Genomic DNA, 15,176 nt, shown 5'->3' with positions numbered 1-15,176 from the left:
CGGGGCACGCCTTTTTTTTCGTGTCGGGCATGCGAAATATTTAAACGGGGATTCAAAAAGTTGACGTCCGGGCGCGCCGAGTCCACGCAAACTGATGTCATGATTGATTCGTTGGGGAGATGTCGGTGAGACGCTCTGTGTTATATGCCGCAGGCGCGTTGTTCGTCCTGTCTGGCGCATTGTTTCTTTGGCGCACGGAACGGGTATCGGCTGCCGATCGGCCTGCCGTGCCGTCGCCGCCGTTGCCGGTCGAAACGATGGTCGTGCAGCCGAAGGCGGATGCGCCGACGCTCGACGCGGTCGGCTCGCTGGAAGCGGTACGGCAGGTGACCATCGCACCGGAAGTCGCGGGCCGCGTCGTCGGCATCGAGTTCGTGGCCGGCACGCAGGTGCGCGCCGGGCAAACGCTGGTGCAGCTGTACGACGCGCCCGAGCAGGCGAAGCTCGCCGGGCTGCAGGCGAAGGTCGACTACACGCGCCGGCAGTTCGCACGCGCGGAGCAACTCGTGCCGAACGGGGCCGAGCCGAAGGCGACGTTCGACGCGCGCCGCTACGAACTCGACGCCGCGCGCGCCGATATCCGCGAAACGCAGGCGGTCATTACGCAAAAACTGATCCGCGCGCCGTTTTCCGGCGTGATCGGCTTGCGCCGCGTGAACCTCGGGCAGTACCTGAACCCGGGTGACGCGATCGCGACGCTGACGGACCTGAGCGTGTTGTACGCGAACTTCACGGTGCCGCAGAAGGAGTTGGGCCGCGTGTCGCTCGGCCAGACGGTGCGCGTGACGGCAGATCCGTATCCGGGGCGGACGTTCGAGGCGCGCGTGACGGCTATCGAGCCGCAGGTCGGTGACGAGACCCGGAACATCACCGTGCAGGCCACGGTGAACAATACGGACCAGCTGCTGCGTCCCGGGATGTATATCGACGCGCACGTGGTGCTGCAGCGCCGCGACGCGGTGATCAGCGTGCCGGATACCGCGGTGCAGACCTCCCAGGCGGGGGATACCGTGATCGTGGTCGAGCAGCGAGATGGGCGCGGCGTCGGCTTTGCGCGCGTGCGCCAGGTGCGTGCCGGCGCGCGAGAGCGTGGCCGCATCGTTATCGAAGACGGGCTGCGCGCCGGCGACGTGGTGGTGACGACCGGGCAGTTGCGCGTCGCGCCGGGCGAGAAGGTGCAGACGCTGGCCGACGCCGCCACACAACGGGAGACGGTGCGATGAGCCAGACGACGCAAGGCGCGCGTTTCACCGACATCTTCGTGCGGCGGCCGGTGCTGTCGATGGTCTGCAGCCTGCTGATCCTGCTGGTGGGCCTGCGCTCGCTGGTTGCGCTGCCGGTGCGTCAGTACCCGATGCTGGAGAGCGCGACGATCAGCGTCGAGACGGCCTATCCCGGTGCGTCGCAGGCGCTGATGCAGGGTTTCGTGACGACACCGATCGCCCAGTCGATCGCGACCGCGGACGGCGTCGAATATCTGACTTCCACATCCACGCAGGGCAAGAGCGTCGTGAAGGCGCGGCTGCGCCTGAATGCGAACGCCGACCGCGCGATGACGGAAATCATGGCGAAGGTGCAGGAGGTCAAGTACAAGATGCCCGAAGGGGCGTACGACTCGGTGATCACCAAGCTGACCGACGCACCCACGGCCGTCATGTACCTGGGCTTCTCGAGCGATACGCTGTCGATTCCCGAGATCACCGACTACGTGGTTCGCGTGGCCCAGCCGCTCGTCACCACGGTGCCGGGCGTGGCGTCCGCCGAAATCGTCGGCGGGCAGAATCTCGCGATGCGGGTCTGGCTCGACGCGTCGCGGCTGGCGGCGCACGGGCTCTCGGCCGGCGATGTCGCGGCCGCGCTGAAGGCGAACAACGTGCAGGCTGCGCCGGGCCAGTTGAAGGGCGAGCTGACCGTCGCCGACATTTCCGCGGACACCGACCTGACCGATGTCGGCGCGTTCGGCAACCTCGTCGTGAAATCGGAGGCCAACGGCAGCTTCGTGCGGTTGCGCGACGTGGCGACGATCGAGCTCGGCGGCCAGCAGTACAACGCGAGCGCACTGATGAACGGGCGCCGCGCGGTCAACATCGCAATCAACGCGACACCGTCGGGCAACCCGCTGGACATCGTGCGTGGCGTAAAGGCGCTGCTGCCGACGATGGAGCGCAGCAAGCCGGCCAGCGTCAGGATCGGCGACGTGTTTGACGTCGCGCGCTTCGTCAACGCGTCGATCGACGAGGTGCGCGAGACGATCATCGAGGCGATCGCGATCGTGGTGGTGGTGATCTTCCTGTTCCTCGGCTCGTTCCGCGCGGTCATCATCCCGGTGGTGACGATTCCGCTCGCACTCGTCGGGTCTGCCGCGCTGATGCTGGCCGCCGGCTTCTCGCTGAACCTGCTCACGCTGCTCGCGATGGTGCTGGCGATCGGGCTGGTCGTCGACGACGCGATCGTCGTCGTCGAGAACATTCACCGGCACATGGAATCCGGCGAGCCGCCCGCGCGCGCAGCGCTGCTCGGCGCGCGCGAGATCGCCTCGCCGGTGATCGTGATGACCATCACGCTGGTTGCGGTGTACGCGCCGATCGGGCTAATGGGCGGGCTGACCGGATCGCTGTTCCGCGAGTTCGCCTTCACGCTCGCAGGGGCGGTGTGCGTGTCCGCGGTCATCGCCTTGACGCTATCGCCGATGCTCAGCTCGCTGCTGCTCGATAGCCGGATGTCGGAGGGCCGTGTCGCACGGGCGATCGAACACACGCTGTCGCGCGTCACGCACGGGTACCGCCGCCTGCTGCACGCAAGCCTCGGCGCCCGGCCGGCGGTGCTGGTCTTTGGCGCGGGCGTGCTGTTGGGCATCGGCGTGCTGTTCAGCGGCGTGAAGCGCGAGCTGGCGCCGCAGGAGGACCAGGGCTCGATTATGCTGCAGGTGAAGGCGCCGCAGTATGCGAATCTGGACTACCTCGAACGCTATGCGCCGCAGATCGAGAAGGTGTTCCGCTCGCTGCCCGAGGCGGATACCAGCTTCGTGTTGAACGGTGTCGGCGGGGCCAATCTCGGCTTCGCCGGCGTGAACCTCGTCGACTGGTCGAAGCGCACACGCAGTGCGGCCGACCTGCAGGCGCGTGTGCAGGCGCGCGCCAATGCGATCGCGGGCGACCAGGTGTTCACGTTCCTGCTGCCGTCGCTGCCCGCCTCGAGCGGCGGCCTGCCGATCCAGATGGTGCTGCGCGCGCCCACGGGCTTCAACGACATCTTCGCGACGATGGAGAAATTGAAGGCGGCCGCCTCGAAGAGCGGACTGTTTGCGGTGGTCGACAGCGATCTGACGTTCGACAGCCGCGCGGTCGGCGTCACCATCGACCGCAACCAGGCGAACGCGCTCGGCGTGACGATGAAGGACATCGCCGATACGCTCGCGGTGCTGGTGGGCGAGAACTATGTGAACCGCTTCAACCACAACGGACGCTCGTACGACGTGATTCCGCAGGTCGCGCGCGCGGAGCGCCTGTCGTCGGATATGCTGAACCACTACTACGTGAAAACGCGCGGCGGCAAGATGGTGGCGCTGTCGACCGTCGTGCACGTGTCGAACGGCAGCCAAGCGAACGCGCTCACGCAGTTCAACCAGCTGAACTCCGCGACCTTGTCGGCGGTGGCCGCGCCGGGCGTGACAATGGGGCAAGCGGTGGAGTTTCTGGAGAAACAGCCGCTGCCGGCCGGCTACGACATCGACTGGCTCGGCGAATCGCGGCAATACGTGCAGGAGGGGAACCGGCTGACAGTCACGTTCGTGTTCGCGCTCGTCGTCATCTTTCTGGTGCTCGCCGCGCAGTTCGAGAGCCTGCGGGATCCGCTGGTGATCCTCGTGTCGGTGCCGCTGTCGGTGTGCGGCGCGCTGGTGCCGCTGTACCTCGGCTTCGCGACGCTGAACATCTATACGCAGATCGGGCTCGTGACGCTGATCGGTCTCATTTCCAAGCACGGCATCCTGATGGTGAGCTTCGCGAACGAGCTGCAGCGCACGCAGCACCTCGACCGCCGCGCGGCGATCGAGCACGCGGCGGCGGTACGGCTGCGGCCGATCCTGATGACGACGGCCGCGATGGTGGCGGGACTCGTGCCGCTGATCTTCGCGCGCGGGGCCGGCGCGGCCAGCCGCTTCGCGATCGGGATCACGGTCTCGACCGGCATGCTGGTCGGTACGCTGTTTACGCTGTTCGTGCTGCCGACCGTGTATACGCTGATCGCCAAGCGCCATCGCGAGGCGGCGAACAATGAACGCGCCCGCGTGCTGGAGGCCGTATGAAGGTGCAATTCGTAACCGGACGCAACGGGGGCAGCAAGCACCGACTTTGCAGGCTGGCCATCGCGGCGGCCGTGCTATGCACCACGACGGGCTGCACGCTGGCACCGCATTACACGCGGCCCGACGCGCCCGTTGCGCAGGCGTACCCGGCCGACGGCGTCTACGCTGCGCAGCCGGGCGCGGCCGGCACGCGCAGCGCGAACGGCCAGCCGGCCACCGCGATCGGCTGGCGCGAATTCTTCGTCGATCCGCGCCTGCAGCGGCTGATCGAGATCGCGCTGAAGAACAACCGCGATCTGCGCGTCGCGGTGCTGAACATCGAGGCATCGCGGGCGCAGTACCAGATCACGCGTGCGGGGCTGTTGCCGACACTCGAGGCGACCGGAACCGGCAATCGCCAGCGTGTGCCGAGTTCGCTCGCGGCGATTCCGGGCCGCAACCTCACGACCACCTACAACGTCGGCCTGTCCGCGTCGTGGGAACTCGACCTGTTCGGCCGGGTCCAGAGCCTGAAGGACCAGGCCCTCGCGCAGTACCTGGCGACGTCTTACGCGCGGCAGGCGACCGAGATCTCGCTCGTGTCGCAGGTGGCCGACCAGTACCTGACGCTGCTGTCGACCGACGAGCTGCTGAAGGTGACGGAAAACACGCTGAAGAACGCGCAGGCGTCTTACGACCTGACGAAGCTGCAGTTCGACAACGGCACGGGCTCGGAGCTCGACTTGCGTCAGGCCCAGACGGTGGTCGAGCAGGCGCTTGCTAACCAGCAGGCGCAGGCGCGTGCCCGCGCGCAGGCACTGAACGCGCTGGTGCTGCTGATCGGCGAGCCGCTGCCGGACGACCTGCCGGCGGGCATGCCGCTCGACGCGCAGAACCTGCTGACCGACGTGCCGGCCGGATTGCCGTCGGATCTGCTCACGCGCCGTCCGGACGTGATGCAGGCCGAGCAGATGCTGAAGGCAGCGAACGCGAACATCGGCGCGGCACGCGCTGCGTTCTTCCCGCGCATCTCGCTGACGGGCGCGTTCGGCACCGCCAGCCCGACGCTCGACGGCCTGTTCAAGGCCGGCACGGCGGCCTGGTCGTTCGCGCCGCAACTCACCCTGCCGATCTTCGCGGGCGGGCAGAACATCGCGAACCTGGATCTCGCCAACGTGCAGAAGCGCATCGAGATCTCGAACTACGAGAAGGCGATCCAGTCGGCATTCCGCGAAGTATCGGACGGCCTCGCCGCACGCGGCACATACGACCAGGAGATTGCAGCACTCGAGCGTAACGAGCACGCGCAGCAGCGTCGCTTCGAGCTGTCGAACCTGCGCTACAGGAACGGGGTGGACAGCTACCTGTCGGTGCTGACCGCGCAGACGGACCTGTACTCGGCGCGGCAGTCGCTGATCAATGCGCGTCTGGCCCGCTGGACGAATCTCGTCGCGCTGTATCGCGCGCTCGGCGGCGGCTGGATCCAGCGCGCGGGCGACACGCCGCGCGCGCCCGATGCCCCGGCCGATCGAGACACGGCGGCCGGCGCGGCGGCGTCGATGGCTGTCGGGGCTCGCCGAGAGGCCGGTTCCAATTCCCCGTGAAGGACCGCTTACCTGCTCGGCAATTCCCCGACCTTGGGCCTCGGACCAATGGCGACCAGAGGTGGAGGCGCCGGTTGTTGACGACGAGCGGTGGGAGCCGATCGCCCCTGCCGCCCGTGGTTGAGCCTGGTGCGAAGAGCGGCCTGCTTGGCCGTCACGAATCGGCCGGATTTGACGCCTCACCGTGATACAGTGGCGCGGGCGATCCTGCATATATCTGCACACCATCGAGGACCAGCATGCCGCTACGCGCCGAGACGATCCATATCGAGTCACAGCGGCTCTCGATCCGACCGTTTAGCGCTGGAGACGCTCGGGACGCGTTTGGCTGCATTACCCATTCGCTTACACGTTTCATGTCGTGGGAGCCCCCTGCCGACCGATCCGAATTTGATCAAATCTGGCAGGGATGGATCTCGACGATCGCCGAAGGAACCGACTACACGTTCGTGATCCGTCGACGAGACGGCGGCTTCATTGGATTGGCCGGCCTTCACGACGTGCAGCATGCCAGGGCGGTATTGGGTATCTGGGTTCGGGAGGACAGTCACGCGCAAGGTTTCGGCCGCGAGGCCGTGAGCGCGGTGGCGCGATGGGCTAGCACGGTGCTCGGTGTGGAAAGCTTCACCTACCCGGTCGCCGAGCAAAATCACCCGAGCCGGCGCATCGCGGAGTCTCTCGGCGGGGTCGTCGTGGATCGCAAAGAGACGCCAAAGTACCGAGCCGTCATATATCGAATCCCCGACCAGGCGGCGCGGTGAACAGCGCGGATACAAATCGGGCGCCGTCGATCGGTCAGCAGCGGTCGGTCGGGCCGGTCCGCCAGCTCGTCCACCATCGGACGGCGGCTGTTCTGCAATGGCGCACCGATTGCCGACAAAATCTCCCGCACGAGGACCGTCGATGTCCGATCTCGAGAATGCCCTGTATGCCGATGCCCGACTCGTTGACCTGTACGACCTGCTGAATTCAGGAGACTGGGACCACCGGTTCTACGCGGAGCGTATCGGACCTCAGCATAGGCGCGTCCTCGATCTGGGATGCGGTACGGGCGCCTTCGCCGTTCGCTTGGCTTCGGTCGGTCATCGAGTCGTCGCGTGCGATCCCTCAGAGAGAATGGTCGGCTACGCAAGGCGGCGTCCCAATGCAGAGGCGGTTCAATGGATCGTGGGTGAGGCCCGTCGCGTGCCCCGCGTGCCCCCTTTCGACGTGGTGACCATGACAGGCCACGCTTTTCAGTGTGTGTTGGGCGACGATGAGATGGCGGACATGTTGCGAACGGTCCGCGCAATGCTGGCGACCGGCGGGCGCTTCATGTTCGAAAGCAGGAATCCGGCCGTTCGCCCATGGGAATCGTGGACGCCTGCGCTTTCGGCGCGCTCGGTTGAGTCGGAACAGCACGGCCCGGTAGCCGTCTTCGACCGGTGCCTAGCCGTGACGGAACCGCTCGTGGCGTTCGAGACGCATTACGTTTTCGAGCGCGACAGCACGCATCTCATCAATAAGAGCCGATTGCGCTTCTCGTCGCGGGAGGACCTCGCTGATGCCATCGCAACGGCCGGCTTCCGCGCGGTCGAATGGTTCGGCGATTGGGACGGCGCACCATTCCAAGCGACGACCAGCAGGGAAATTATCGCAATATGCCGGGCATGACGCGGCCTGAATGCGGAGTCTAGATTCGTTCGTCAAAACAGCGTCGGCCATCGACACTACATGCGAAAAGATTCGGATTTATTTTAAAAATAAAATATTTAACTGATATTCAAGCCGACAATATCGGTCGCCAGGGAATTTTTGCGAGTTCAGCCCGGTTTCAAGCCACGCGTGCGTTGAGGTGCAATCGCCTGGTAAGTCAATCAGTCCACTGAGCCGAGTTCAAACCGGCTGGTCTCGCTGCGGGCTGCCGTGGCTATTCGCCGCAGACGGCTCGGCAGCGTGGCGCACGACGGCTTTCTTGTGCGTCGTCCATTCATGGCGAGTTCAGGTCAGAAATAGATTTTTCGAGTACGCCGAGCTTGATGAAAATCAAATTAAATGGCAGGTGGTCGTACCACTCAATATCAAGAAATTGTTTAACATAGGCCGCTTCGGGGAATTTATATAAATATTAGAAAATTGGTACGACCACTTTCGAACTGAGAATGGAGAAATCCTTGGCGTCATCCTTAGAGGCCAGTTCAAAAACCCTGCTCAGCTCGTCTGAAGATGTTCCAACAGATGATCGAGCAGCCAAGTTTGAGGAATGCTTCGTGAATGTAGGCACTTCGCTCGAAGCGAGTGCGTAGGCGCCGGAAATTGTGGAGCCAGGAATGCGTACGTTCGACCACCCAACGATACTTGCCCAGACCACTGCCATGCTCGGTCCGGCGCTTGGCGATCACGGGCTTGATACCGCGTTCGCGCAACGCGCGACGATGTCGGGTGGAATCGTAGCCGCGATCGGCGTAGACGACGCCGGGCTTCTGAAGCGGTCGGCCACGAACGCCGCGAATGGGTGGAATCGCATCAACGAGCGGCAGCAACTGCGTGACGTCGTTGGTGTTCGCGCCAGTCAGGATCGCAACGAGAGGAACGCCGTTGGCGTCTACGAGGACGTGGTGCTTGGAACCGGGTCGCGCGCGATCGGTGGGGTTCGGGCCAGTTTTTCGCCCGCCCCAACGGCGCGCACGGACGACGAATCGACCGCAGCGTATGACAGATCGATTTGGCCGGCCGCACGCAACTTGTCGAGTAGCAACTCGTGCAGTTGGTCCCATACACCAGCCTTTTGCCAGTCGCTCAATCGCCGCCAGCATGTGGCGCCCGAGCCAAAGCCCAGACGAGTCGGCAAGTGGTTCCAACGAATTCCCGTTTTGAACACGAACAGGATGCCGTTGAGAGCCGCACGGTCGGACACGCGCGGGCGACCAGGATCGTTCTTCGCTCGAAGCTTCGCAGGTGGCAGCAATGGTTCGATCAGTATCCACAGTTCGTCGTCAATGATTGGCGCTTCCATCCTTGGACTTCCGTTGTTCTGATGCCCAAGGTTAACAGCTTGCCGAGGAAGTAAACAGCCCCTCTCGGGAGTTTTTGAACTGGCCTCTTAGCGGAAAAGATAGAGATGTTGATCGACAGCCGGCACCTCAAACCCGGCGACCGCGTACCAGCCGAACGCGATCTTGCCGCAGACCTGGGCGTGTCCCGTTCAAGCCTGCGAGAAGCCATTCACCAATTGATCAGCCGCGGCCGCCTTGTCAGCCGCCACGGTCAAGGGACTTTCGTGGCGGCGCCGGACGCCGCCGAGCCCTTGCGCGCGGCTTTGCTTCCCATCGCGCCGCTTGCTCGAAGCGAGACGGGTTATTGGGCGGACGTGATGGAGATCCGCAGGTCGCTTGAAGGCGAGGCTGCTTTCTTCGCCGCGCTGCGCGCCAACGCCGACGACAAAATGCTGCTGACAGCCGCCTATCGCGCCGCGGCCAATGCTCCGAGCGGCGACCCGGTGATCCACGCCAAAGCGGACGCGGCATTTCATATGTCGATCGCCCGGGCCTCACACAACGTCGTACTCCATCAGGTCATGTCCGGCTTGCTGGGGCTGCTGGAGGTCAGCATCTCCGAAAGCCTGCGCAAGCTCTACGGCCTTCCCGGAATCATCGAGCTTCTCGACGGCCAACATCAGCAGATCTTCGAGTCCATTTTGGGCGGCCGCGTGGACGAGGCCCGTCGTGCCGCCGCCGCGCATCTGAGCTATGTAGAAAGCCGTCTGCGGCTCATCGATGATATTTCGGCACGTGAGCGTCGCGCTTCGCGAGCTTTTCGACACATTTCCAAAGAGCAAGGAGAGCGGGCGTGATTATTTCTTCCACACTCGATTATCGCGAGGCAGCCCGGCGTCGCTTGCCCCGGTTTCTATTCGACTATATCGATGGCGGCGCCTATGCCGAAGACACGCTGCGGCGCAACTCGGAGGACCTGCGGGCGCTTGCCTTGCGCCAGAGAGTGCTCAAGGAGGTTGGCGATGTCGATCTCTCCACGCGGATCTTCGGCCAACAACTGGCTCTGCCCGTGGCGCTCGGGCCGGTCGGTCTTACCGGAATGTATGCACGCCGCGGTGAGGTGCAAGCGGCACGGGCAGCCTCCGCCAAGGGCGTGCCCTTCACGCTGTCCACCGTTGGCGTTTGCTCGATCGAGGAGGTGCAGTCGCAGGTGGCACGACCGATCTGGTTCCAGCTATACGTGCTCAAGGATCGCGGCTTCATGAAAAACGTGCTTGAGCGAGCTTGGGCAGTCGGAATACGTACCCTTGTATTCACCGTCGACATGCCTGTCCCCGGCGCACGATACCGAGACAAGCATTCCGGCATGTCAGGCCCTCACGCCGCGATCCGCCGCTATTGGCAGTCGGTCTTTCATCCGCACTGGGCCACGGCAGTCGGACTGCTGGGAATGCCTCACGATCTTGGAAACGTCTCGGCGTATCTGAAGCGTCGAAGCAAGCTTGATGACTATGTCGGTTGGCTGGGTGCGAATTTCGATCCCACCATTGGCTGGCGCGATCTTCAGTGGATCAGAGACTTCTGGAAGGGATCGATGATCCTGAAAGGCATTCTCGATCCGCTCGATGCGCGGGATGCGGTGAAGTTTGGTGCGGACGGCATCGTCGTTTCAAATCACGGCGGCCGCCAGCTCGATGGCGTGCTATCGACGGCTAGGGCCCTGCCCACCATAGCCGATGCGGTCAAAAAGGAAATCACCGTCCTGGTCGATTCCGGAGTCCGCTCCGGCCTCGACGTGGTGCGCATGTTGGCGCTGGGCGCCGACACTGTTCTGCTCGGACGGGCCTATATATACGCGCTTGCCAGCGCCGGAGAGCGCGGTGTCGCTCATCTTCTCGATCTGATCCGCAACGAAATGCGGGTTGCAATGACCCTGACCGGCGCGCGCTCGATTGCCGACATAAGCCGCTCTAACCTGGTGTCTCCCGGACTCGAAACCATGGAGCTTGCAGCATGACGATGACCAATGCAGATCTGTTGACGCGCACACTTGCCAACGCAGGCGTTCAACGTATTTGGGGTGTGACCGGCGACAGCCTGAACGGTCTGAACGACAGCATGCGACGGCTCGGTCGCATTGCGTGGATGTCGGTGCGACACGAAGAAACGGCTGCCTTTGCAGCCGGCGCGGAAGCGGCGATTACCGGCAAACTGGCCGTATGCGCCGGCAGTTGCGGACCAGGCAATCTTCATTTGATTAACGGCTTATTCGACTGCCATCGCAATCACGTTCCTGTGCTGGCCATCGCGGCTCATATTCCGTCGTCGGAGGTCGGGCTCGGATATTTTCAGGAAACGCATCCACAAGAGCTGTTTCGCGAATGCAGTCACTTTGTGGAAGTCGTGTCCAATCCGGCGCAGATGCCCGAGGTCCTTCATCGGGCGATGCGGACAGCCGTTGGGCGTCGCGGCGTTGCGGTTATCGTCATCTCGGGTGATATCGCGCTTCAGAGCGCTCCGGCGGGCGCGTGTAGCGAATACGCGCCGGTCGTTGTGCCGAAGGCGCGCCCCACGGATGCGCAGCTCCAGGAACTGGCCGCCATGCTCAACCGCTCCCAGCGCGTGACGATTCTCGCCGGCAGTGGTTGTGCTGGCACACACGACGCCTTGGTGACGCTCGCCGGCAAACTCGGTGCACCGATCGTCCATGCATTGCGTGGCAAGGAGCATGTGGAATGGGACAATCCATATGACGTCGGCATGACCGGCCTGATCGGCTTTTCTTCCGGCTATCAGGCCATGCTGGGCTGCAGCACGCTGTTGATGCTAGGCACCGACTTTCCTTACCGCCACTTTTATCCGAAGTCGGCCAAGATCATTCAAGTCGATTGCGACCCGTCTGCACTCGGACGACGCGCCCAGCTTTCTCTCGCGATCGCGGCTGATGTCGGAGAGACAATCGCGGCCTTGCTTCCCCTGCTGCATGGTGAGCGCGATCCAGGCTTCCTCCACGCAGCGCGCTCGCACTACGCGAAAGCCCGCGCCGAGTTGGACGAGCTCGCGCAGCCCAGTGCGTCGGGCCGGCCTATACACCCGCAATATCTCGCACGCCTTATCAGCGACCAAGCGGCCGACGATGCGATTTTTACCGCAGATGTCGGCACTCCCACGGTTTGGGCGGCGCGCTATTTGGCCATGAACGGCCGCCGCCGTTTGCTCGGTTCGTTTAATCACGGATCAATGGCCAATGCGATGTTGCAAGCAATCGGTGCGCAGGTAGCGGCCCCGGGCCGAGAGGTCGTCTCGTTGTCCGGCGACGGCGGTTTCTCGATGATGATGGGAGACCTGCTTACGATCAAGCAACTCGACCTGCCGGTGAAGATCATCGTCTTCAACAACGGGGTGCTCGGGTTCGTGGCCATGGAGATGAAGGCCGCCGGCTATCTCGACACCGGTGTGGACCTTCTCAATCCGGACTTTGCCGCGCTAGCCAATGTTGTCGGCATCAAAGGTATCCGGGTCGAGAATTCGATCGAATTGCCCGAAGCGATCAAGCAAACGTTCACTCACCGTGGTCCCGTCCTTCTTGATGTCGTGACGGCGAAGGAGGAACTGGTGATACCGCCGAAAGTCCAGGCCGAACAGGCTAAAGGGTTCAGTCTTTATATGCTTAAAGCGATCCTCAACGGGCGCGGCGATGAAGTCCTCGATATCGCGCACACGAATATCAGAGACTGAGGATGCATGCCGGGTGAGCCGGGAAAGGCGTGAGCTGCCCCGAGCCTCGAGGAGGCAGGTTGGTTTAGCGGCCATTTCAAAAACTTCAAGAGGGGCTGCTGACTTCCTCAGCGAGCCGTCAACCTTGGGCACCAGAACAACGGGTGCCCAAGGATGGAAGCGCCATCATCGACGACGCAATGCGGGCGCCGATCGATCGTGATCGACGCTCGGTGAACATCCAACCCGAGGTACGCCGTGCCGTCGTGCTCCATGCGGGCCTCCGTGGTGGAAATCGCCGGATGTGGCCTTCCACACCGTGCGTCTCCGGCAGCAATGCTGCCCCGCCTTAGCTCCCTCAGGCCAGGCCGGCCTGGCCCTCACGGAAAGTGATGCTGCCTGGCCCGAGCCCGCCGAGCGCGCGGCCCGGTGCCAGGCGCCCCATCCCGGTATACGCCAACGGCGTTCCCGTCGTCGCGATCCTGACTGGCGCAAATGCCAACGGCGTCACGCGTCGCTGCCGCATCCTTGATGCAACTCCCCCCTTCGCGATCTCCCCCGCCTTCGGCTTCAGAAGTGCGGCTTCGTCCACGGCGACTGCGGCTACGATGCCACCCGATACCGTGGCGCGTCGCGCGAGCGCGATACCCAACCCGTGATCGCCGAGCGACGTGCCTACCCTCACGAAGCATTCCAGAAACCTGGCTGCTCGCCCGTCGCGGCTTGCCCGTCTGTTGGAACGTGTTCAGGCGGGTCGAGCAGGGCGCGAACCGGCCGCTTACACCACGGCAAGACCGCTTGCTACCGGGGAGGCGTCCACCTAAGCGATGGTCGGCCGTCGCCCAGGGCGGCAGATACCCGCCTCCTTGCTCTGCACGATGCGCACGGCGCTCACGCGCTTCCGGTGAGAACCGGTTCGCCTTGTTCAGCACGCCGTTCCCTCAAGAGTTGGAGCCTCATCAAAACCGTGGCGGGATTGATGCTTTTTTTGGGCCGATGCCCATTCGCGGCGTCTTTCGATGACGCCATCATGGTCGGAATTTCAAGGGCTTATCGAATTTCCTGGTGCTAAAACTCATCACTGAGTTCGAACTTTTGTTGCAAATTGGAGAGATAGAAAGATGAAATCAAAATATAAGAAAATAACTATTGCATTGGCTGGCCTGTTTGTCTTGTCATCGACGTACGGACAAACGGCGCCGGGTACCGGCAGGATCACGTTCAATGGTGAGTTGACCGCGAACACCTGTTCGATCAATGGCGGTGACGTCGATCAAACGGTACAGCTGCCGAAGGTTTCTACATCGTCTCTGTCTACGGCGGGGGCCATCGCTGGTTCACGCATGTTCCAGATTCGCGTGGAGAAGTGCGCAGCCGATGTTACGAATATTGCCGCCCACTTCGAAACATTCAATATCGATGCGGCGACCGGGAACGCAAGAAACGTTGCTGATGCGGCGGGGGCGGCAAAGAACGTGACCGTGCAACTCGTCGACGGCGACGGCACCACGGCCGTCAAGCTCGGCGATGCGGGTAAGTATGTCGCCGTCTCAGGTACCGGCGATGAGCGTGGCGCCAGGCTGGACTACGGTGGCCAGTATTACGCGACGGGCGCAACGACGGCTGGCATCGTGCAGGCCGTAGTCAAGTACACGATCGCCTACCAGTAATCTTTGCACCGCAACGGAGCCGGGAATCGCGCTTCGATGGGCTCATGTACCCCATGAGGTAACTTCGATCACGCAATCCGTCGGAGCGGATTTCCATGAATTCGACGCTCTATCGTCTTCTTACTGCGGTGGCCATGGGTGTGGTTTGCGCGCTCGCCGCGCAGGCTGCTCAGGCTGCTATCACGATCGTCGGCACGCGTGTGGTGTATCCCGCTCAGGAGCGCCAAGTCAGTGTACGGCTGGACAACGTCGACGATCATCCCGTATTGGTGCAGGCGTGGCTGGACACCGGAGACGCGTCCGCCGCGCCCAACGAGATCAAGGTGCCGTTCGTGTTGCTGCCATCGATATTCCGAGTCGAACCACATCGCGGGCAGGCGATGCGCATCATGTTCACGGGTGGCGAGATGCCGACGGACCGCGAGGTCGTCTACTGGCTGAATGTGCTTGAGATTCCTCCGGTGCCGCCCGATGCGGATCAGCGCAGCATGATCCAGCTCGCGTTCCGTACCCGCATCAAGATGTTTTATCGGCCGGCTTCGTTGACCGAAACACCGACGGTACAGATCAAGCAGCTCAAGTGGAGCGAGGTGGCGAACGACAAGGGCCAGTGGCGGATTCGTCTCGACAATCCTTCTCCCTATTACATTTCGATCGGGCGGGCCGTGTTGACCGCCGGCGCGCGCACCTTGGTGCTGCAGCCGGAGATGGCGCCGCCGTTCGGGCATGTCGATCTGGTGCCGGTGGCAGGCAAGATCGAACCCGATGTGCCGGGGACGCTCACCTATTCGGTCTTGAGTGACTATGGCGCGGCCGAGGAGGCGTCAACGCAGTTCGACGGCGCGCCGCAGGCAAAAGCCAATAATAGCCATTGATGGGCTCCCCCATGTCCGGTAGGCGAATTCATCTGCGGCGGACCGACTCC

11 protein-coding genes and 1 pseudogene are annotated in these 15,176 nt (G+C 63.2%); 11 read left to right on the top strand and 1 reads right to left on the bottom strand.

The genetic code is table 11. The annotated features are described in order from the left end of the window. Positions 1–119 precede the first annotated feature (119 nt). The 5 genes from KS03_RS02370 to KS03_RS02350 all read left to right on the top strand — a co-directional run bounded on the left by KS03_RS02370 (position 120) and on the right by KS03_RS02350 (position 7,542). Positions 120–1,223, top strand: a complete 1,104-nt coding sequence (locus KS03_RS02370) for an efflux RND transporter periplasmic adaptor subunit (protein ID WP_012733013.1) — start codon at positions 120–122, stop codon at positions 1,221–1,223. Then, on the top strand, positions 1,220–4,306 hold the full coding sequence (locus KS03_RS02365) for an efflux RND transporter permease subunit (RefSeq protein ID WP_012733014.1): 3,087 nt from the start codon (positions 1,220–1,222) through the stop codon (positions 4,304–4,306). Before KS03_RS02370 ends, KS03_RS02365 begins: the two co-directional genes overlap by 4 nt. Continuing rightward, the gene (locus KS03_RS02360; RefSeq protein ID WP_012733015.1) at positions 4,303–5,889 is read left to right on the top strand and encodes an efflux transporter outer membrane subunit; all 1,587 of its coding nucleotides are present in this window, start codon (positions 4,303–4,305) and stop codon (positions 5,887–5,889) included. Before KS03_RS02365 ends, KS03_RS02360 begins: the two co-directional genes overlap by 4 nt. 239 nt (positions 5,890–6,128) lie before the next feature. Further along, entirely contained in the window at positions 6,129–6,650 is a 522-nt protein-coding gene (locus KS03_RS02355; RefSeq protein WP_012733016.1) for a GNAT family N-acetyltransferase, read from the top strand. Positions 6,651–6,792: 142 nt separating this feature from the next. Then, complete coding sequence (locus KS03_RS02350) at positions 6,793–7,542, top strand: class I SAM-dependent methyltransferase (protein WP_012733017.1); 750 nt, start codon at positions 6,793–6,795, stop codon at positions 7,540–7,542. A 524-nt stretch (positions 7,543–8,066) separates the two neighbouring features. Here KS03_RS02350 and KS03_RS29400 read toward each other — a convergent pair. After that, positions 8,067–8,884 (bottom strand): IS5-like element ISBugl2 family transposase gene (locus KS03_RS29400; RefSeq protein WP_088499494.1). Its coding sequence is split into 2 segments (ribosomal slippage): positions 8,067–8,536 and positions 8,536–8,884, totalling 819 coding nucleotides; the frame shifts between segments, so codons are not numbered across the junction. A 99-nt stretch (positions 8,885–8,983) separates the two neighbouring features. Between KS03_RS29400 and KS03_RS02345 the strand changes: the two genes are divergently transcribed. The 6 genes and pseudogenes from KS03_RS02345 (at position 8,984) to KS03_RS02320 (ending at position 15,126) form a co-directional block, all read left to right on the top strand. Further along, positions 8,984–9,721, top strand: coding sequence for an FCD domain-containing protein (locus KS03_RS02345; protein ID WP_257739415.1), 738 nt, complete (start codon positions 8,984–8,986; stop codon positions 9,719–9,721). Beyond that, entirely contained in the window at positions 9,718–10,881 is a 1,164-nt protein-coding gene (gene lldD / locus KS03_RS02340) for an FMN-dependent L-lactate dehydrogenase LldD (protein ID WP_017423258.1), read from the top strand. Before KS03_RS02345 ends, lldD begins: the two co-directional genes overlap by 4 nt. Then, on the top strand, positions 10,878–12,602 hold the full coding sequence (poxB, locus tag KS03_RS02335) for a ubiquinone-dependent pyruvate dehydrogenase (protein WP_012733020.1): 1,725 nt from the start codon (positions 10,878–10,880) through the stop codon (positions 12,600–12,602). Before lldD ends, poxB begins: the two co-directional genes overlap by 4 nt. A gap of 398 nt (positions 12,603–13,000) precedes the next feature. After that, positions 13,001–13,346 (top strand): annotated as a pseudogene (locus tag KS03_RS32570) (IS5/IS1182 family transposase); the annotation flags it as partial. Positions 13,347–13,702: 356 nt separating this feature from the next. Further along, on the top strand, positions 13,703–14,251 hold the full coding sequence (locus tag KS03_RS02325) for a fimbrial protein (RefSeq protein WP_012733021.1): 549 nt from the start codon (positions 13,703–13,705) through the stop codon (positions 14,249–14,251). Between the two features lie 95 nt (positions 14,252–14,346). Then, positions 14,347–15,126, top strand: coding sequence for a fimbria/pilus periplasmic chaperone (locus KS03_RS02320; RefSeq protein ID WP_012733022.1), 780 nt, complete (start codon positions 14,347–14,349; stop codon positions 15,124–15,126). The last annotated feature ends 50 nt before the right edge of the window (positions 15,127–15,176 follow it).

It is taken from the genome of Burkholderia glumae LMG 2196 = ATCC 33617 (assembly GCF_000960995.1).
Taxonomy (GTDB): domain Bacteria; phylum Pseudomonadota; class Gammaproteobacteria; order Burkholderiales; family Burkholderiaceae; genus Burkholderia; species Burkholderia glumae.
This window is presented reverse-complemented; position numbering and strand designations above follow the sequence as displayed.